20 protein-coding genes are annotated in these 17,535 nt (G+C 71.8%); 11 read left to right on the plus strand and 9 right to left on the minus strand.

All coding sequences use genetic code 11. The annotated features are described in order from the left end of the window. The first annotated feature begins 91 nt into the window (after window positions 1–91). Complete coding sequence (locus ABZU99_RS04160; RefSeq protein ID WP_355950837.1) at window positions 92–730, plus strand: HAD-IIIA family hydrolase; 639 nt, start codon at window positions 92–94, stop codon at window positions 728–730. Window positions 731–962: 232 nt separating this feature from the next. Here the strand turns inward: ABZU99_RS04160 and ABZU99_RS04165 are convergent, their stop codons facing one another. Then, a complete protein-coding gene (locus ABZU99_RS04165) occupies window positions 963–1,835 on the minus strand; it encodes an undecaprenyl-diphosphate phosphatase (protein WP_355950839.1) in 873 nt (290 codons plus the stop codon). A 279-nt stretch (window positions 1,836–2,114) separates the two neighbouring features. On the opposite strand from ABZU99_RS04165, the gene ABZU99_RS04170 reads away from it, so the two are divergent. Beyond that, window positions 2,115–3,632 carry an MFS transporter gene (locus ABZU99_RS04170; protein WP_355950842.1) on the plus strand — a complete coding sequence of 506 codons (1,518 nt, stop codon included), beginning with the start codon at window positions 2,115–2,117 and terminating at the stop codon, window positions 3,630–3,632. Window positions 3,633–3,635: 3 nt separating this feature from the next. Here ABZU99_RS04170 and ABZU99_RS04175 read toward each other — a convergent pair whose 3' ends face one another. After that, window positions 3,636–4,376 (minus strand): TVP38/TMEM64 family protein, encoded by a 741-nt coding sequence (locus ABZU99_RS04175; protein ID WP_356047930.1) that lies wholly within the window; start codon window positions 4,374–4,376, stop codon window positions 3,636–3,638. A 205-nt stretch (window positions 4,377–4,581) separates the two neighbouring features. On the opposite strand from ABZU99_RS04175, the gene ABZU99_RS04180 reads away from it, so the two are divergent. The 3 genes from ABZU99_RS04180 (at window position 4,582) to ABZU99_RS04190 (ending at window position 7,076) form a co-directional block, all read left to right on the plus strand. Then, window positions 4,582–4,749, plus strand: a complete 168-nt coding sequence (locus ABZU99_RS04180) for a hypothetical protein (protein ID WP_356227708.1) — start codon at window positions 4,582–4,584, stop codon at window positions 4,747–4,749. 97 nt (window positions 4,750–4,846) lie between these two features. Continuing rightward, window positions 4,847–6,028 (plus strand): elongation factor Tu, encoded by a 1,182-nt coding sequence (gene tuf, locus ABZU99_RS04185; RefSeq protein WP_356047933.1) that lies wholly within the window; start codon window positions 4,847–4,849, stop codon window positions 6,026–6,028. 202 nt (window positions 6,029–6,230) lie between these two features. Then, a complete protein-coding gene (locus tag ABZU99_RS04190; RefSeq protein WP_355950854.1) occupies window positions 6,231–7,076 on the plus strand; it encodes a fused MFS/spermidine synthase in 846 nt (281 codons plus the stop codon). Between the two features lie 19 nt (window positions 7,077–7,095). Here the strand turns inward: ABZU99_RS04190 and ABZU99_RS04195 are convergent, their stop codons facing one another. After that, complete coding sequence (locus tag ABZU99_RS04195; RefSeq protein ID WP_356047935.1) at window positions 7,096–8,433, minus strand: MFS transporter; 1,338 nt, start codon at window positions 8,431–8,433, stop codon at window positions 7,096–7,098. Window positions 8,434–8,499: 66 nt separating this feature from the next. After that, window positions 8,500–9,609: a hypothetical protein gene (locus tag ABZU99_RS04200; protein WP_356047937.1), complete on the minus strand. Its 1,110-nt coding sequence runs from the start codon at window positions 9,607–9,609 to the stop codon at window positions 8,500–8,502. A gap of 83 nt (window positions 9,610–9,692) precedes the next feature. Here ABZU99_RS04200 and ABZU99_RS04205 point away from each other — a divergent pair, with 83 nt between their 5' ends. The 3 genes from ABZU99_RS04205 to ABZU99_RS04215 all read left to right on the plus strand — a co-directional run bounded on the left by ABZU99_RS04205 (window position 9,693) and on the right by ABZU99_RS04215 (window position 11,625). Then, window positions 9,693–10,145: a DUF4442 domain-containing protein gene (locus ABZU99_RS04205; RefSeq protein WP_355950862.1), complete on the plus strand. Its 453-nt coding sequence runs from the start codon at window positions 9,693–9,695 to the stop codon at window positions 10,143–10,145. Window positions 10,146–10,313: 168 nt separating this feature from the next. Next, window positions 10,314–10,997: a DedA family protein gene (locus tag ABZU99_RS04210; RefSeq protein WP_356047939.1), complete on the plus strand. Its 684-nt coding sequence runs from the start codon at window positions 10,314–10,316 to the stop codon at window positions 10,995–10,997. Window positions 10,998–11,085: 88 nt separating this feature from the next. Next, the gene (locus tag ABZU99_RS04215) at window positions 11,086–11,625 is read left to right on the plus strand and encodes a gamma carbonic anhydrase family protein (RefSeq protein ID WP_356047941.1); all 540 of its coding nucleotides are present in this window, start codon (window positions 11,086–11,088) and stop codon (window positions 11,623–11,625) included. 492 nt (window positions 11,626–12,117) lie between these two features. On the opposite strand, the gene ABZU99_RS04220 is transcribed toward ABZU99_RS04215, so the two are convergent. Both ABZU99_RS04220 and ABZU99_RS04225 read right to left on the minus strand, forming a co-directional pair. Then, window positions 12,118–12,849 carry a 2OG-Fe(II) oxygenase gene (locus ABZU99_RS04220; protein ID WP_356047943.1) on the minus strand — a complete coding sequence of 244 codons (732 nt, stop codon included), beginning with the start codon at window positions 12,847–12,849 and terminating at the stop codon, window positions 12,118–12,120. A 68-nt stretch (window positions 12,850–12,917) separates the two neighbouring features. After that, window positions 12,918–13,421 (minus strand): methylated-DNA--[protein]-cysteine S-methyltransferase, encoded by a 504-nt coding sequence (locus ABZU99_RS04225; protein WP_356047945.1) that lies wholly within the window; start codon window positions 13,419–13,421, stop codon window positions 12,918–12,920. Window positions 13,422–13,571: 150 nt separating this feature from the next. On the opposite strand from ABZU99_RS04225, the gene ABZU99_RS04230 reads away from it, so the two are divergent. After that, a complete protein-coding gene (locus ABZU99_RS04230) occupies window positions 13,572–14,312 on the plus strand; it encodes an alpha/beta hydrolase (protein ID WP_356047947.1) in 741 nt (246 codons plus the stop codon). A gap of 31 nt (window positions 14,313–14,343) precedes the next feature. Here the strand turns inward: ABZU99_RS04230 and ABZU99_RS04235 are convergent, their stop codons facing one another. Next, window positions 14,344–15,210: an EamA family transporter gene (locus tag ABZU99_RS04235; protein WP_355950877.1), complete on the minus strand. Its 867-nt coding sequence runs from the start codon at window positions 15,208–15,210 to the stop codon at window positions 14,344–14,346. Window positions 15,211–15,303: 93 nt separating this feature from the next. Between ABZU99_RS04235 and ABZU99_RS04240 the strand changes: the two genes are divergently transcribed. After that, window positions 15,304–15,876 carry an XRE family transcriptional regulator gene (locus tag ABZU99_RS04240; RefSeq protein ID WP_355950879.1) on the plus strand — a complete coding sequence of 191 codons (573 nt, stop codon included), beginning with the start codon at window positions 15,304–15,306 and terminating at the stop codon, window positions 15,874–15,876. A gap of 38 nt (window positions 15,877–15,914) precedes the next feature. Continuing rightward, window positions 15,915–16,469: a YbaK/EbsC family protein gene (locus ABZU99_RS04245; protein WP_356047949.1), complete on the plus strand. Its 555-nt coding sequence runs from the start codon at window positions 15,915–15,917 to the stop codon at window positions 16,467–16,469. Window positions 16,470–16,485: 16 nt separating this feature from the next. On the opposite strand, the gene ABZU99_RS04250 is transcribed toward ABZU99_RS04245, so the two are convergent. After that, window positions 16,486–16,683 (minus strand): GNAT family N-acetyltransferase, encoded by a 198-nt coding sequence (locus tag ABZU99_RS04250; RefSeq protein ID WP_356047951.1) that lies wholly within the window; start codon window positions 16,681–16,683, stop codon window positions 16,486–16,488. 376 nt (window positions 16,684–17,059) lie between these two features. Further along, window positions 17,060–17,467: a CoA-binding protein gene (locus ABZU99_RS04255; RefSeq protein ID WP_356047953.1), complete on the minus strand. Its 408-nt coding sequence runs from the start codon at window positions 17,465–17,467 to the stop codon at window positions 17,060–17,062. Between the last annotated feature and the right edge of the window lie 68 nt (window positions 17,468–17,535).

The raw sequence follows: 17,535 nt of genomic DNA on the forward strand, positions 1-17,535 counted from the left end.
GGACGTCCATCCTCCGGGAGGGGCCGTCCCAGGGCGCCTCCTCGGAGGGCGCCTCCTGGGACGGGCGAGCCCGCAGCCGTAGGGTGCTGCGGTGATGGAGACCATCGTGTTGGACGTCGGCTCGACCCTCGTCCGCGAGGATCGTTACTGGGCCTCGTGGGCCGACTGGCTCGGCGTTCCGCGGCATACCCTTTCCGCGCTGGTGGGGGCCGTTGTGGCGCAGGGACGGCCGGATGGGGATGCGATCCGGTTGGTGAGGCCGGGGGCGGATGTCGCCGCCGAGCGCCGGGCGCGGGAGGCGGCGGGGTGTGGGGAGTGGCTGGACGAGTCCGATCTGTACCCGGATGTGCGGTCCGCGCTCGGTGCGCTGCGGGAGCTGGGGGTACGGGTGGTGCTGGCCGGGAATCAGTCGGCGCGGGCGGGGGAGCTGCTGCGGGGGCTGGGGTTGCCGGTGGATGCCGTCGCCACCTCGACCGAGTGGGGGGTCGCCAAGCCCGAGCCGGGGTTTTTCCGGCGGATGCGGGAGGTGGCGTGCGCCGCGCCGGAGCGCACCGTGTACGTCGGTGACTATCCGGCGATGGACATCCGCCCGGCGAAGGCCGCGGGGCTGCGGGCCGCGCATATCCGGCGGGGGCCGTGGGGGCATCTGTGGGCCGATACGGCCGACGCGGCCATGGCGGACTGGCGGATCACCACGCTCACCGAGCTTGTGGACATCGCCGGCGGATAGCGGCAGCTCAGGGCAGGGATGTGCGCTGTGTGAGGAATTCACACCCCGTGTGACCAGAGTGCTTGCATATATCTACCGCACACCCTTCCCTCCGGGCCCCACCCGGCGATTGACTCGTCACATACCGCTCAGGGGGCGCCAGACCTGAGCGAAGGGGCCGCCGGACTCCCCTCCCTCCTCGGCCGGCGGCCCATCCCCCTTCTTCCTTTTCTTCCTTCAGCGTCGTGTGGCGTCAGCCCGCCGACTCGGCGGCGTGGGCGCTCAGCACTCCGAAGCCGACCAGCGCGAACAGTGCCAGGCCCAGCAGAATCCGGTAGATCACGAAGGGCATGAAGCTCTTCGTCGAGATGAACTTCATGAACCACGCGATCACCGCATAGCCGACGACGAAGGCGATGACCGTCGCGAAGATCGTCGGGCCCCACTCCGTATGGCCCTCGGACGCGTCCTTCAGCTCGAAGACCCCGGAGGCCAGTACCGCGGGCACCGCGAGGAGGAAGGAGTAGCGGGCCGCCGCCTCCCGGGTGTAGCCCATCAGCAGACCGCCGCTGATCGTGGCGCCCGAGCGGGAGACGCCTGGTACCAGGGCCATCGCCTGGCAGACGCCGAAGATCAGGCCGTCTCGTACGCTGAGCTCCTGCAGTGTCTTGCGCTGGTTGGCGACACGGTGTCGGCCGCCCGTCTCGTCGCGCGCCGCCCGCCGGTCCGCGAAGCCCAGCACCAGACCCATGACGACCAGGGTGGTGGCGATCAGCCGCAGATCGCGGAAGGGGCCCTCGATCTGGTCCTGCAGGGTGATGCCGAGCACACCGATGGGTATGGAGCCGACGATCACCAGCCAGCCCATCTGGGCGTCGTGGTGGCCGCGCCATTCCTTGCTGAACAGTGAGCGGAACCAGGCCGAGACGATATTGGCGATGTCCTTGCGGAAGTAGATGAGGACCGCGAGCTCGGTGCCTATCTGGGTGATCGCGGTGAAGGCGGGCCCCGGGTCGTTCCAGCCCGCGAAGGCGGCGGTGAGCCGCAGATGGGCGCTGGAGGAGATGGGCAGGAATTCGGTCAGCCCTTGGACGAGCCCAAGGATGAATGATTCAAACCACGACATTGCGTCTACGCTATCCAAAGGCTGGTCATGGGCTGACCGGTACATGGCGATGCGCATGACCGGATCAGGCGGGTGGCCAAGGGGAAGCCCGGCGGTCGAGGATCGACGACCGGGTTGTGGGGGCAGCGTAGCGCCCCCGGGTGAGCCGCCCACCAAGGGCCCGGTCAGACCGCCGGTTTATCGGTTTGATCATGGGGGACCCGGGAATCAGCGCGTTCACACTGTTCACACTGTCAAGAAGCAGCCGGGACAGCTGCCGAGAAGCCGCTGAGGAGCGCCATGACCGCGACCGGGCCCAGTGGATCGTCGAGAAGAGCGCCGGAAGGACGGGGCGGCGGTGGGACGATCACCACCAAGGTACCGGCGCGGCTCGACCGGCTGCCCTGGTCGCGCTGGCACTGGATGATCGTCATCGGCCTCGGCACCGTATGGATCCTCGACGGCCTCGAAGTGACCGTCGTCGGCAATATCGCCAGCCGCCTCTCCGAGCCCGGCAGCGGTCTGCCGATCACCGACACCCAGGTCACCGGCATGGCGGCGGCCCTCTACGTCACCGGAGCCTGCTGCGGTGCGCTGGTCTTCGGCTGGCTCACCGACCGATACGGCCGCAAGAAGCTCTTCCTCATCACGCTCGGGGTCTATCTCGCCGCCACGGCGCTCACCGCCATCTCCTTCTCCGTCTGGTGGTTCTTCCTCTTCCGCTTTCTCACCGGCTTCGGCATCGGCGGGGAGTACGCGGCCATCAACTCCGCGATCGACGAGCTGATCCCCAGCAGGTACCGGGGCCGTGTCGATCTCATCATCAACGGGAGCTTCTGGCTCGGTGCCGTGGGCGGCTCGCTGCTCTCCGTGGTGATGCTGAACACCGACTTCTTCCCCCTGAACATCGGATGGCGGCTCACCTTCGCCCTCGGTGTCGTGCTGGGCCTGGTGATCCTCCTGGTGCGGCGCAATGTTCCCGAGAGCCCGCGCTGGATGTTCATCCACGGCAGGGCGGAGGGGGCCGAGAGGCTGGTCGAGGAGGTCGAGCGCCGCATCGAGACGGAGAAGGGGCAACCGCTGCCGGAGCCGGACAAGGCCATCACCATCAGGACGCGCGAGAGCACCGGCTTCGTCGAGATCGCCCGTACGCTCTTCGCCCACTACCCCCGGCGCGCGCTCCTCGGGCTGGCCCTCTTCATCGGTCAGGCGTTTCTCTACAACGCCATCACCTTCGGCTTCGGCTCCATCCTGGTGAAGTTCTTCGACGTGCCCACCGGTGACACCGGCTACTACTTCGCGGTCATCGCGGCCGGCAACTTCCTCGGGCCGCTGCTGCTGGGCCATCTCTTCGACACGGTCGGCCGCCGGCCGATGATCGCGGGGACGTATCTCGTCTCCGGCGCATTGCTGTTCCTCACCGCCTGGCTGTTCAGCGCCGGCCGGCTCAACGCGTCGACCATGACCGCCAGCTGGTGCGTCGTGCTCTTCTTCGCCTCGGCCGGCGCGAGCTCCGCGTATCTGACCGTCAGTGAGATCTTCCCGATGGAGACGCGGGCCATGGCCATCGCCTTCTTCTACGCCCTCGGCACGGCCGCGGGAGGCATCACCGGACCGCTGATCTTCGCCGAGCTGACCCGAAGTGGCGTCGTCGGCGACACCGTCCTGGCCTTCCGCATCGGGGCGTCGTTCATGGCCGGGGCCGGCCTCGTCGCCGCCTTCCTGGCCATCCCGGCGGAACAGCGCGCGCTGGAGGACATCGCCGAACCGCTGTCGGCCCGCGCCGCGGCAACCTCGGCCGCCGGCCCGGACGACTGACCGTTACGCCCCCGGCTGCCCGGCGGCGCCCTCGGCGCCGCGCCCGGCCCGCAGCCGGCCGCGCTTACGCCAGGCCACCGTGAGCCCGGCGAGACCGGGCACCGCGATAAAGGCCATCGCGAGCAGGAACGCGGGCGAGGTGGGCGTGGTGGCGTGGCTGCCCGCCACGACGTACGCGGCGGTGTTCGGCACGCTGCCCAACCCCGTCGCCAGCAGAAAGGAGGGCCAGCCCATGCGCGAGACGGCCGCGCAGTAGTTGGCGGCGGCGAACGGTACGCCGGGGAAGAGCCGGATCGCCAGCATGGACCGGAAGCCGTGGTGGCTCAGCTGTCGGTCCGCGGCGGTCAGCCAGCGGCCCCGCAGCAGCGGGCGCAGCGCGTCCTGGCCCAGCAGTCTGCCGAGACCGAAGGCGATGCCGGCGCCGATCACGGTGCCGCCGATGGCCGTGGCGAGCCCGGTCTGGGAGCCGAAGAGCGCGCCCGCGGCCAGATTCAGCAGGGGCCGGGGCACCAGCGCGGCGGTGCACAGCCCGTACGCGGCCGTGAACACCGCGACGGCCGTCGCGCCGGACAGCTGCGGCGACCAGCCGTCGGCCAGCAGCCGCTGGGGCTGCCACGCCCAGACCGCGAGCGCGGAGCCCGCCAGCAGCGCGGCGAGCAGCCCCAGCCGTGACCACGGCGAGAGCAGCACCGCGCGGGCGCGGCGCGGAGCCGGTTTCGGGGAGGGGACGGCGACATCGAGCACCGGTGGAGCGTAACGGACGGGGCTGGGCCGCCGCTGTGATGTCGCCGGGTTGTCGTCGGATCGTCGGCCGTTCGCCGGCGGTTCGGAACAGAACGCGGACCTGAGCAACAACCCCACACTCACCAGGGGTTCATCTCCGCCGCACCGGCCCCGTGCGCAGCGAAAACCATTCGACGCGGACCGTACAGTGCGCAATGATCACCACATGTTCCGGTACGCCTTCCGCGCCCCGCCGTCCGCTGCCGCGGACGCGCCGAAGGCTGCCGTCCTTCCCCTCGCCGCGGCCACGGTCCCCGTGGTGACCACCGCTTGCACACCGCCCGCGGTCGCCTGCCTCCCCGCGGCCGCCTGCCTCGACGGCGCACGAGTCTGACTCTCCTCGGACATTCCGACGGATCCCGCGAAGGGAGGGTCGGCCAGGCCCTGGGGTCCGTGCATTCCACCGCTGTTCCGAGGAGGAACCGCTCACCATGTCCAAGCAGACCTATGTGCGCACCAAGCCGCATCTGAACATCGGCACCATGGGCCATGTCGATCACGGCAAGACCACGCTGACCGCAGCCATCACCAAGGTGCTCAGCGAGCGCGGCTCCGGCGCCGGCTCCGCCTATGTGCCGTTCGACCGGATCGACCGGGCGCCGGAGGAGGCCGCGCGCGGCATCACCATCAACATCGCGCATGTCGAGTACGAGACCGACACCCGCCACTACGCCCATGTCGACATGCCCGGACACGCCGACTTCATCAAGAACATGGTGACCGGCGCGGCCCAGCTCGACGGGGCGATCCTCGTCGTCTCCGCGCTCGACGGCGTGATGCCGCAGACCGCCGAGCATGTGCTGCTGGCCCGTCAGGTCGGCGTCGACCACATCGTCGTCGCCCTCAACAAGGCCGACACCGGCGACCCCGAACTCGCCGACCTCGTCGAGCTGGAGGTGCGCGAGCTGCTCTGCGCACACGGCTACCCGGGCGACACCACGCCGGTCGTACGGGTCTCCGGGCTGCGGGCGCTGGATGGCGATCCGCGCTGGACCGGCGCGATCGAAGCGCTGCTGGACGCCGTGGACATCTACGTACCGACGCCCGTGCGCTACACCGACGCGCCCTTCCTGCTGCCCGTGGAGAACGTGCTGACCATCACCGGACGCGGCACGGTGGTCACCGGAGCGATCGAGCGCGGCACGGTGTGCGTGGGCGACAGCGTCGAGGTGCCCGGCGCCGGGGTGGCCACGGTCGTCACGGGCGTCGAGACCTTCGGCAAACCGATGGAGGTGGCCGAGGCGGGCGACAATGTCGCGCTGCTGCTGCGCGGGGTGGCGCGGGACGCGGTGCGCCGCGGCCAGGTGGTCGCGGCGCCCGGCAGCGTCGTGCCCCGGCGGCGGTTCACCGCGCGGGTGTACGTGCTGTCGGCGGCCGAGGGCGGCCGGCGCACCCCGTTGGCCACCGGCTACCGCCCGCAGTTCTACCTGCGGACGGCCGATGTGTCCGGCGAGGTGGACCTCGGGGCCGCCGGAGTGGCGTGTCCGGGCGACACCGTCACCATGACGGTCGAGCTCGGCCGCGCCCTGCCGCTGGAGCCGGGGCTCGGCTTCGCGATCCGGGAGGGCGGCCGCACGGTGGGCGCGGGCACGGTGACCACCCTCGCCGACTAAGCGGTTACGGCGAAGTCAAGTGCTGATCCTTCTCGGCGTCCAAGCCCTCGGCCAGGCCGAACGGCGAGGGATCAGCGGCGAACTTCACCGCATCCGCTCAGCCGGGTAGCCGTTGCCGCGCGCGGCTTCGCCCGCCCGCCCCGCGAGGGCGCCGGTGGGCGAAGCCGCGGCGCGGCACCCCTGGGCCCGGCACAATGAGAGCGTGGACGAGCCCATACCCGTGACCCGCGCCGTGGACGGCGGCACCGCCAAGCTGATGCCGGACGTGGACCGTCCGCGCGCCTGGCTGCTCACGGTGGACGGCGCCCCGCAGTCGTACGTCGACCTGGACGACCCCGAGCACCTGGAGTTCGAGTACGTGCGGCGGGTCGCGCATGTCCTCGACGCCACCGGCGACCCCGGCGGCCCGCTCGACGTACTGCACCTGGGCGGTGGAGCGCTGACGCTGCCGCGCTATCTGGCTGCCACCCGCCCCGGCTCGCGCCAGGAGGTGATCGAGGCCGACGGCGGGCTGCTGGATCTGGTCGGCGAGCATCTGCCGCTGCCGGAGGGGTCGGGCATCACGGTGCGGCGGGCGGACGCCCGCACCGCGCTGGAGGCCGCGCCGGAGGCATCGGCCGATGTCATCGTGGCCGATGTGTTCGGCGGTTCGCGGGTGCCCGCGCATCTCACCTCGGTCGCGTACGCCCGCGCCGCCGCGCGGGTGCTGCGGCCGGGCGGCCGGTACACGGCGAACCTGGCCGACGGCGCGCCGTTCGCCTTCCTCCGTTCCCAAGTGGCGACGTTCGGTGCGTTTTTCGCGCATCTGTGCCTGATCGCCGAGCCCGCGATGCTGCGCGGCCGCCGGTTCGGAAACGCCGTGCTGGTGGCCGCGCAGACGGAGCTGCCGGTGGGTGTACTGGCCCGGCGCGCCGCGGCCGACGCCTTTCCGGCCCGCGTCGCGTACGGGGAGGCGCTGGAGCGCTTCACGAGCGAGGCGGCGCCTGTGCGGGACGAGGACGCGGTGCCGTCGCCGGAGCCGCCGCGCGGGGCCTTCAGCGTCGGCTGACCCGGCTCGGCAGCCGAGCTCAATCGCCGGGGGAGGGGCGGGACTTCGCCGCGATGGCCGGGCGCTCCGTCGCTTGGGCCGTGTCGCCGGGAGCGGCCGGTCCGCCCTCGGCGACGGTCGCCGTCTCGCGCCGCCGCAGCTGCCGTACGTCCGGTACGGTCAGCACCGCCAGCGTCAGCGCCAAAATCAGCGCCGAGCAGCCCCACAGGGAGGCCGCCCGCCCGAACACGGACTCGGCCGGGCCCGCGAGCGCCGTGGCGAGGGGCAGCATGGCCACGGAGCCGAACCAGTCGTACGCCGAGACGCGGGAGAGCTTGTCCTCGGGGATCTCCTGGTGCAGCGCGCTCATCCAGGACACGCCGAACACCTCGATCGCCACCCCGGCCCCGAACATCACCGCGGCCAGGAGCGGGACGGACAGCGGGACGGCGAGGGCGGCCGACGGCAGGGCCAACGGCAGCACACACAGGGAGCCCGCCAGCAGCAGCCGGCGCGGACGCCAGCGCATCATGACCAGCCCGCCGAGGAGGGTGCCCGCGCCGAACGCCGCGAGGGCCAGCCCCCAGGGCCGCGCCCCGCCCAGATGGTCCTCGGCGACCAGCGGCCCGTACACCGCCTCGGCCGCTCCCACCACGGCGTTGATGACCGAGAACTGCACGACGATCGCCCACAGCCAGGGCCGTCCGATGAACTCCCGCCAGCCGTCGCGCAGATCCCGCAGCATGCCGCCGCCGGGCTCCCGTGGGGCGACGCCGCTGACGTCGAGGAGGGCACGCAGGGCGCCCGCCACGGCGAAGGCGGCGGCGTCGAGGGCCAGCATCCATCCCGGCCCGACGATCGCGATCAGGGCGCCGCCGAGTGCCGCGCCGCCGATCTGTGCGCCGTTCATGCCCATCCGGAAGAGCGCGAAGGCACGGCCGGCCTGCTCGCCGGTGACGGTGGAGAGCAGCATGCCCTCGGCGGCGGGGGAGAAGAACGCCTGCCCGGTGCCGCCGAGCGCGGCGAGTGCGGCCATCTGCCACAGCTGTGCCTCGCCGGACAGCACGAGCGCGGCGAAGGCCGCCTGTGACAGACAGTTGAGCGTGTTGGCGGCGACCATCACCCGGTGGCGCGGCAGCCGGTCCGCCAGCGCGCCGCCGATCAGCAGGAAGACGACGAGCGGGAGCGTACGGGCCGCGGCGACGAACCCGACGTCACCGCCGTCCCCGCCGGCCTCCAGCACCGCGAACGCCGCCGCGATGAGGGCCCCGGCGTTTCCGAGGCCCGTCACCACGGCGGCCGTGGTCAGCAGGGTGTAGTTGCGGCCGGCCCAGGCGGGTCGGCGCGGTCGGGGGCGCGGGGCCGGGGGAGTCGTCACGCACGGACTATCCCTGGGGGCGGACCCCGGCGTCCAACCGGATTCCGGCCGCGGTGACCGGGATGATCAGGAGTCGGTGGACTTCACCGGGCGAAGGGTGCTCATGATCTTCTTGATGGTGGCGTCCGGGACCTCGTCCTTGATGCCCTTGGCGGAGTAGAGCACCCAGGTCGCGTAGTCACCGTTGGTGTCCGTGTAGGTGACGGTGAACGCCTTGCCGTCCGTGGTGCACTTGTCGGTCTTCTTGACCCCGGTGACGGTGGCCGACGAGGAGTAACCCTTGAGCCCGTGGTCGCTCTTGAACTTCTTGGCGGGGGTGACCACGCGCTTGCCGGTCTGCTTCTGGTCGAAGGCGGCGAACACCCAGTTCTCGGCCTCGATCTTGGCGGCCGACGCCTCGCTCTTGGCTCCCTGGGCGCCCTTGCTGCCCACGCCGGCCACATCGCTCTTGTCCTCGTAGCCGCCCTCGCGCTTGATGGTGCAGTAGTCCTCCTTGTACCTGGCCGGGGCGGACATGATGACGAGGGGCTTGCCCTTGTCGTCCTCGAATCCGGTGCTCAGGTCCGGAGATTCGACCACCCAGTTCGGCGGTACGTCGAAGGCGTTGTGCCGCTTGGCGCTGACGACCGTCTTCCAGCCGGGTATGACCGGCTTGACGGTGCCCTCGTCGCCACCGGCACGCGGGTTGTCCGAGCCGCCGGCGGAGGGGTCCTCGGCCGGGGCGGACGAGGCCGGGGCAGACGAGGAGGCGGCGGGCTTCTTGTCCGCGCCCTTCTTCGACTCGTCGCTCTCGCTGTCGTCCTTGCCCAGCACCAGCACACCGGTGATCACGGCCGCCGCGACGACCGCCACCGCCACCGCGATCGCGATGGTCGCCGTGCGCTTCTTGCCGTCACGTGGCGGCTGCGGCGCACCGGGCGGCGCGGACGGCGCGCCCCAGTTCTGGGTCGGCTGGTCCTGCGGCGGTCCGTAGCCCGGGTGCTGACCCGGCTGCTGCGGCTGACCGGGCGGGCCCGGCTGCTGCTGCGGCGGCTGCTGATACGGATTCGGCTGGTGATAACCCGGCTGCTGATACGGGTTGGGCTGGTTGTACCCCGGTTGCTGGTAGGGGTTCTGACTCTGGTTCTGGTCGTGCGGGTTCTGCTCGCCCCCGGGCGGCTGCTGTCCTGGCCACATGGCCAGTAACCATAGAGGGGGGTGACGACAGGTGCCACGTCTGCCCCTTCCCACCGTTTGCTACTGAGTGGTAACTTCCGGGCATGTCAGAGACCCTGCCCTCCGTCGGCGAGATGCTCGCCGCCACAGTGCCCATGGTGCGCACCCTGAACCTGGAGTTCATCGAGGCGTCGGCCGAGCGCGCCGTGCTGCGCCTGCCGGACCAGCCCGACTTCCACAACCATGTCGGTGGCCCGCACGCGGGCGCGATGTTCACGCTCGCCGAGTCCGCGAGCGGTGCGATCGTCCTCGCCGCGTTCGGCGACCAGCTCGGCCGGGCCGTACCGCTCGCCGTGCGCGCCGAGATCGGCTACAAGAAGCTCGCCAAGGGAACCGTCACCGCAACCGCCCGGCTCGGCCGCACCACTGCCGAGGTAGTCGCCGAGCTGGACGCGGGGGAGCGTCCCGAATTCCCGGTGAACATCGAGATTACGCGCGAGGACGGCGCGGTGACCGGCGAGATGTCCATCATCTGGACGCTGCGTCCCCAGTCCTGAGCCGGCGCTCCCGGCCCCGGTCCGTCGGCCCCGGCAGGGGGCCGACGCGACCCCGGAGCACGACCTGGGGATGATGGCGACCGCGCCCTGATTGAGTAGGCTTCCCGAAACGTGCGCCGAAATCGGCGCACGTTGGCGAAGAGATCGGCATACGGGGAGGAACCGGCGTTGCACATCGAGGAATGGCTCGAGACCGTACCCGCGGTCAGTGTTTATCTTCTCGTGGGTCTGGTCATCGGCCTGGAGAGCCTGGGCATCCCGCTTCCTGGAGAGATCGTCCTCGTCAGCGCGACCCTGCTGGCGGCCTCACAGGACCACATCAACCCCTACATCCTCGGCGCCTGCGCCATCGCCGGCGCGGTGATCGGCGACTCCATCGGCTATCTGATCGGCCGCAAGGGCGGCCAGCCCCTGCTGGACTGGCTGGGCCGTAAATTTCCCAAGCACTTCAGCGCCGAGCATGTGGCGACCGCCGAGCGGTCCTTCCAGAAGTGGGGGATGTGGGCGGTCTTCGTCGGCCGCTTCATCGCGCTGCTGCGGATCTTCGCGGGCCCGCTCGCGGGCGTGCTGCGCATGCCGTACTGGAAGTTCCTCATCGCCAACGTCCTCGGCGGCATCGTCTGGGCGGGCGGCACCACCGCGGTCATCTACTCCGTCGGCAAGGTCGCGGAGGACTGGCTCAGGCAGTTCTCCTTGCTCGGGCTCGTCCTGGCGCTGCTCTTCGGCCTCGGCTCGATGCTGATGATGAAGTGGCGCTCGAAGAAGGCCCAGGGCAAGGCCGCGCCGGTGGCGACGGCGGATGCCGGGCCGGAAGCGGCCGAGCCGGAGCCGGTCCGGGCGGCCGGCGAATAAGAGTCTGTAAAGGCATGGAACGGAGCGCCTGGATCAGGGCGCGCAGAGGGTGGGCGGGGAGATGGTTCCACGAGGGGTGGGCGGGGAGATGGTTCCACGAGCACTGATCGCGGCGGTGGGCGGCAAGGAGCCGACGATCGCGCCGGACGCGTTTGTCGCCCCCACATCGGTCGTCATCGGTGATGTCGTCCTGGGTGCGGGGTCGAGCGTCTGGTACCAGGCGGTGCTGCGCGGCGACGGCGGGCCGATCGTCCTCGGCGCGGAAAGCAATATTCAGGACAATTGCACCGTGCATGTCGATCCCGGATTTCCGGTCTCGATCGGCGAACGGGTGACGGTGGGCCACAACGCGGTGGTGCACGGCTGCACCGTCGAGGACGATGTGCTGATCGGCATGGGGGCGACGATTCTGAACGGCGCCCACATCGGGGCGGGCTCGCTGATCGCCGCGCAGGCCCTGGTGCCGCAGGGCATGCGGGTGCCGCCGGGCTCGCTGGTCGCCGGCGTCCCGGCGAAGGTCAAGCGAGAGCTGACCGATGAGGAACGAGAGCTCATCGGACTGAACGCCGCGGTGTATGTGGACCGGGCGAAGCAGCATCGAGAGGCGTTCCCGGCAGACGAAGGGTGAGCGGTCCGTGGGCGCCGTGGACCGGAGGCCGTGCGCGTCCGTCCGCACGCCGCGGCCGGGCCGCTCGGCCACGGCGCCCGGCGCGCGCTCCCGACCGTGACCCAGCGGTGGTCCACCTTCCAGGTCTCGCCCTCGGCGGTGGCGCCACGCAGACCGTGCAGGGTGTCCGGCCCGGCGAGCGCCGGAAGGCGGGGGTCCCGCGAGGGGGCGAGGGCGTAGCCGCGGGCCGGGCCGCGAAGGCTCCGGCGGCGGCGCGGGAGGCGGCGTCGCGGCTGTGACCGACGCGACGGTCCCGACGCGTGGCGTCGGCGACGTCAACAAGCCGAGGAGGACGGCGCGTTCGGCGTCGGGGGTCCGGTCCGGGGCGTGGTGGATCTCCGTACGCGGCCGAATTCCTCGGGCAGGACGGCTCGGCGCCGATCAGGGGAGAGGGGGACGGCTGTGGCCGCCCCCCGGTGAGGCCGCTCGGCGCGGGGGTGCGCTGCCTCCCGCTCATGAGGCGTCGTGGAAGACCAGGCCGAGCGTATGGCGGCGCCCGGAGCGGACCGTGCTCACACCGTGCCGCATCGGGCCGATGGACCAGCCGCGCGCGGAGGCCACGGGGCGGTCCCGCGTGGTGAAGATCAGCCCATGGCCCTGGGGCAGGGTGGTGGACGATCCCCTGGACTGGGCGCGCGGGCGCTGCTCGGTCATGATGAAGTCGCCGCCGGTGAAATCGGCTCCCGGGGCGTCGAGGCCGATGACGACCTGGAGCGGGAAGAGCATGTCGCCGAACACGTCACGGTGCAGGGCGTTCCAGTCGCCGGGGCCGTAGCGCAACAGAATCTGGGCGGACTTGGCCTGTCCTGCCGCATGGCACATGGCCAGCCACTCGTCCAGGCTGTCGGGCCAGGGCGCGGGCCGGCCCAGCTTCGCGGCCCAGTCGCGGGCGATGGGCAGCAGCTGCGGATAGAACGCCTCGCGCAGCTCGCGCACCGTCTCCGGCAGATCGTGGGTGAAGTAGCGGTACTGGCCGGAGCCGAAGCGGTGGCGGGCCATGTCGACGGTCGTGCGGAAGCGCTCGGTCTGGTCGTAGAGGCCGACGATCGCACGGCACCGGCCGGGGGTGAGGAGCCGGCCGGTGAGCGCGTGGCCGTAGGCGTCGAGCTCGCCGGCGACGGCGCCCCAGTCGCTTGCCGCGACGCGGTCGGCCACCCGGCTCGCGGGGTGCGTGGTCTCGGTCATCCTGCGGAACCTCCTCGCTCCGGCCGGACGGGACCGGACAGGGGCCGGACAGAGATACGTGCGGCGCGTCAGATGAGCGTCGGCTGCAGGGCGCCCTCGTGGGTCAGGAGCCGGACCTTCCGCTCGACGCCGCCCGCATAGCCGCGCATGGTCCCGTCCGCGCCGATCACCCGGTGACACGGGCGCACCACCAGCAGCGGGTTCGCGCCGATCGCCGCGCCCACGGCCTGCACCTGGCCCCGGTCCACGCCGAGTCGCTCGGCGATGGCGCGGTAGGTGGTCGAGGCGCCGTAGGGGATCTCCTCCAGCGCGTGCCACACGCGCTGCTGGAACTGCGTACCGGTGGGCGTGTACCCGATGTGGAACTCGGTGAGTTCGCCGGCGAAGTACGCCGCGAGCTGCCGGGTGATCTCGTGGAACGCCTCGGGGGCGTGGCGCCATCCGGGCTGTACGGCCGGAGCGTTCTTCTGGCCCGGCATGGACAGCGAGGTCAAGGTGGTGCCGTCCGGGGTCTCCTCGCCCACCAGCAGCAGTACGCCCAGCGGGCTGCTCGTCGTGGTGTACGCGGTCATGGTCGCGTGCCTCTCGTTCGGTGTCTTCCCTTTCGACCATGAGGCGTCGACGCGGTGATTGCTGGCGGGATTCGGACGTCACGCTGGCGCGGCGGGCGTGAGCGCACCGAGGCGGGGAACCGGCGGAATCGGCCAGGCGTCCTGCTGTCCGTGGAGACACGAGGACGGGACGACCGCGAGCCGCTGCGCCGCTTCTTCCTGGAGTGCGACGGCGAGAAGCTCGGCTGTGCGATGTTCGCCCCCGCCGGGCCGCCGGTGGCCGCGACCGCCGTGGTGCTGCACGGTGCGGGGACCAGCGACAAGGAGCGGATGATCCCCCTGATGGGCGATCTGGCCGCCCATGGTCATCGGGCCGTGGCCTGTGACTTCTCCGGGCATGGCGAGAGCTCCGGCGAGCTGAGCGCGCTGAGCCTGGAGCGGCGGTTCGCCCAGGCCCGCGCCCTGGTCGACCGGTGGGCGCCCGCCTCCGACGAACTGGTCCTGGTGGGCTTCAGCATGAGCGGTCAGACGGTGGCCGATCTGGCGGCCCACTACGGCCCCCGGGTCAGGGCGGTCGGCCTGTGCGCCCCGGCCGTCTATGCGCGCGGGGCGTGGCCGGTGCCCTTCGGGGCCGGGTCGGGGTTCACCGAGATCATCCGGACGCCGGGCAGCTGGCGCTCCTCCGCGGCCCTCGACGTCTTCCGGGGTTTCACCGCGCGGGCGGTACTCGCGGTGCCCGCGCTGGACGAGGTGATTCCGGCGGAGGTGACCGAGGCGGTCGCGGCGGCTCTGAGCGAGCGGTCGGACTTCACCCCTCTCGTCCTGTCCGAGGCCGACCACTGGCTCGGTCGCTGGTTCCGGGACCGGCCGGGGGGCCGCGGGCGGTTCGTCCGGGCGCTCCTCGGCCGGTGAGCCGGGTATCCGGTCGCGTGCCCGGCCGGCCTCAGCCGGTCGCCAGCAGCAGCGTCCCGGCCAGGGCGAGCCCGGCGCCCGTGGCCTGGACCGCGCGCAGCCGCTCGCCCAGCAGTCCGCGGGCGGCGAGCGCGGTCACCACGGGGTAGAGGGAGGCGAGCACCGCGGCGACGGTGACCGGGCCGTGGTGGGCGGCCAGGTTGTACGTACCGTTGGCGGCGACGTCGGCGAGGCCCACGAAGGCGAGCGCGGGCAGGGACGCCCTCACCACACGCCATCCGCCCTCGGGCAGCCCCGGGTTTCCGCGCCGTACGGAGGCGAGGAGCGCGGCGCCGCCGACCGCCACATTGCACACCCGCTGGACGAACAGGGCGAGAAAGAGCCCGGTGAGTGTGGTCGACGCCTCGGCGATCAGCGCCATGACGGAACCGAATCCCAGGGCGGCGACCAGCGTGAGCACCAGGGTCTGCCGCTGGACGGGCGTGCCCCCGGTCTGCGGCCCGCTGGCCAGGACGACGCCCGCCACCGCCACCGCGATCCCGGCGATCTGCAGCAGACCCGGCCGCTCGCCGAGCAGCAGCGCGACGCCGAGCGGCACCACGACCCCGCCGAGCGCGCCGAGCGGGGAGACGACGCCCATGGGGCCGAGCGCGAGGGCCCGGTAGAAGCACAGCATCGCGGCCGGGCCGACCACGCCGGCCGCCGCGGCGAACCACAGCTGCGGCCCCGCCTCGGACCAGCCGCCGGTGGCCACCACGATGGCGCCTAGGATGGCGACCGCGATGGTCTGCGAGACGACGACCACGGTGAGCACGGGCGTACGCCGGGTGAGCAGGCCTCCGCCGAAGTCGGCCAGCCCCCACAGCAGGCTGGTGGCCAGAGCGAAGAGTGCGGACATGGGAAACCTCGCCGTACAGTGTGATGGACGTGGGAGTACACTACACGGTAGTGCAATCTGTTCGACTGTGCCATTGAGAATATTGGACGGACCGTGACGGACCTCGATCAGCTCACCCAGTCGCTCGCCCGCAACCTCAAGCGCTGGCGCAATGAACGCGGCTACACCCTCGACGCCCTCGCGGCCCGCGCCGGGGTCAGCCGCGGGATGATCATCCAGATCGAGCAGGCCCGTACGAACCCGAGCGTCGGCACCACCGTCAAGCTCGCCGACGCGCTCGGGGTGAGCATCACCACACTGCTCGACTACGAACAGGGGCCGCAGGTCCGGCTCGTCCCCGCCGACCAGGCGGTGCGGATGTGGTCCACCGACGCGGGCAGCTACACGGCGCTGCTGGTCGGCACGGAGGCGCACGGCCCGCTGGAGATGTGGGAATGGCGGCTGATGCCCGGGGACAGCAGCGAATCCGATCCGCATCCGCTCGGCACGGCCGAGCTGCTCCATGTGACGGCGGGGGAGCTGACCCTGGTGGTCGGCGGTGAGGCGCACACCGTACCCACCGGGGCCTCGGCCGTCTTCGAGGCGAACACCCCGCACACCTACCGCAACGACGGTGAGACGCCGGTGGAGATGACCATGGCGGTGTCGGTGCCGCCCGCCCGCTGAGACGGGCCGTCTCACCAGGCGGTGCTAGTTTTGGCCGCATGAGTACGCCGATGGACGCCTTCGACGAGGTCCGCCCCGCCGTCGAATGCCTGGATCTGCTGACCCCTCCGGTTGCCGAGGCGCTGCGCGGCTGGCGCGGCCCGGACCCGGTGGAGCAGGTGTTGTACGTGGACACGGATCCGGACAAGGCCGACACCGCCGTACTCGTCGAGAACTACGGCTCCTGGCTGCTGGAACAGTCCGCCAACTGCGTGGTCGTCGCGGGCAAGCGGGGCGGTGACGTCACCCTGGCCGCCGCCGTGGTCCTGGCGCACACCCGGGCGGACGTCAATGGCGTCGTACGCCGCCATCTCGGTGCGCGCAAGGCGTCGTTCGCCCCGATCGAGACGGCGACCGGCGAGAGCGGCATGGAGTTCGGCGGCATCACCCCGATCGGGCTGCCCGCCGGCTGGCCGCTGCTGCTGGACGCCGCCGTCGCCGACATTCCGTACGCGCTCATCGGCAGCGGCAGCCGGCGCGGCAAGCTCATCGCACCGGGCAAGGTGCTCGCCGGGCTCCCGGGTGCGGTCGTGCTGGAGGGGCTCGGCGTCTGACGTACCGCCCGTGGACTCAGGCGTCGCGCCGGGAGAGGACCAGGGACAGTGCGAGGGAGTGCTCGGTGAAGCCGAGGCTCCGGTAGAGCCGCTCGGCGTCGTCCGTGGCGTGCAGATCGACGCGGGTGACGCCCTGCCCGGAGAGCCAGTCCAGCAGCGCCTCGGTCGTGGCGCGCGTAACCGCGGCTTCGGTAGCGGGGATCGGCGCACACATTGAAGATGAACCCGAAGCGCCCCGTGGGATGGCGGGGCGCGGGCAGCCGCTCCTCCACCCGCCCGACCGCGCACGCTGCCAGACGCGGCGCCCCGGCCGCCTCCCCGGCCACCACGAACGCGCCGAGCCGGCCCCCCGGCTCCGCCTCCCCGGCCACCACGAACGCGCCGAGCCGGCCCCCCGGCTCCGCCGGCTGCCGCCGCACCGACTCCTCGGCGCTCCGTTCCCAGGTCCCCGGCTCGTCCCGGCCGCGCATCGCCCGGAACATCAGACGGCGCAGCCGGATCAGTTCGGCGGCATCGGAGGGGCGGGCGGCACGTATCGCGATCATGGGCCGACGCCAGCGCAGGGGCCGGAGCCGGCCACACCCGATTTCTCAGCCCAGCCGCGGGATCTCGATGGCCGGGCAGCGGTCCATGACCATGTGCAGCCCCGCGGCCCGGGTGCGCTCGTAGGCCGCCGGGTCGATGACCCCGAGCTGGAACCAGACGGCCTTGGCGCCGATGGCGACGGCCTCGTCGGCCACCGCGCCCGCGAGGTCGCTGTTGACGAAGGCGTCCACGACGTCCACGTCGAACGGGACCGCGGAGAGCGTCGGGTACCCCTGCTCGCCGTGCACCGTCTCGGCCTTGGGATGTACGGGCACGATCCGCTTCCCGTAGCGCTGGAGGACGCCCGCCACGCTGTAGGCCGCGCGCCGCTGATTGGCGGAGAGTCCGACCACCGCCCAGGTGTCCCCCAGCTCCGTGAGGATCGTGCGGACCGTCGCTGGGTCGCTGTACATGCCTGCCTCCTGTGGTGCGCGAACCGGCCTGTTCGGAAAGCAACGGACGCGGCGTCCGCGAGATTCCC

Source organism: Streptomyces sp. NPDC005266 (assembly GCF_040607655.1).
In the GTDB taxonomy this organism is placed as follows: Bacteria; Actinomycetota; Actinomycetes; order Streptomycetales; family Streptomycetaceae; genus Streptomyces.

Bases quoted from the DNA above. Each gene is read 5' to 3' on its own strand.
- ABZU99_RS04165 (WP_355950839.1), bottom strand. From the start codon at position 1,835: ATGTCGTGGTTTGAATCATTCATCCTTGGGCTCGTCCAAGGGCTGACC.
- ABZU99_RS04170 (WP_355950842.1), top strand. From the start codon at position 2,115: ATGACCGCGACCGGGCCCAGTGGATCGTCGAGAAGAGCGCCGGAAGGA.
- ABZU99_RS04180 (WP_356227708.1), top strand. From the start codon at position 4,582: ATGTTCCGGTACGCCTTCCGCGCCCCGCCGTCCGCTGCCGCGGACGCG.
- tuf (WP_356047933.1), top strand. From the start codon at position 4,847: ATGTCCAAGCAGACCTATGTGCGCACCAAGCCGCATCTGAACATCGGC.
- ABZU99_RS04200 (WP_356047937.1), bottom strand. From the start codon at position 9,609: ATGTGGCCAGGACAGCAGCCGCCCGGGGGCGAGCAGAACCCGCACGAC.
- ABZU99_RS04205 (WP_355950862.1), top strand. From the start codon at position 9,693: ATGTCAGAGACCCTGCCCTCCGTCGGCGAGATGCTCGCCGCCACAGTG.
- ABZU99_RS04215 (WP_356047941.1), top strand. From the start codon at position 11,086: ATGGTTCCACGAGCACTGATCGCGGCGGTGGGCGGCAAGGAGCCGACG.
- ABZU99_RS04220 (WP_356047943.1), bottom strand. From the start codon at position 12,849: ATGACCGAGACCACGCACCCCGCGAGCCGGGTGGCCGACCGCGTCGCG.
- ABZU99_RS04225 (WP_356047945.1), bottom strand. From the start codon at position 13,421: ATGACCGCGTACACCACGACGAGCAGCCCGCTGGGCGTACTGCTGCTG.
- ABZU99_RS04235 (WP_355950877.1), bottom strand. From the start codon at position 15,210: ATGTCCGCACTCTTCGCTCTGGCCACCAGCCTGCTGTGGGGGCTGGCC.
- ABZU99_RS04245 (WP_356047949.1), top strand. From the start codon at position 15,915: ATGAGTACGCCGATGGACGCCTTCGACGAGGTCCGCCCCGCCGTCGAA.
- ABZU99_RS04250 (WP_356047951.1), bottom strand. From the start codon at position 16,683: ATGTGTGCGCCGATCCCCGCTACCGAAGCCGCGGTTACGCGCGCCACG.
- ABZU99_RS04255 (WP_356047953.1), bottom strand. From the start codon at position 17,467: ATGTACAGCGACCCAGCGACGGTCCGCACGATCCTCACGGAGCTGGGG.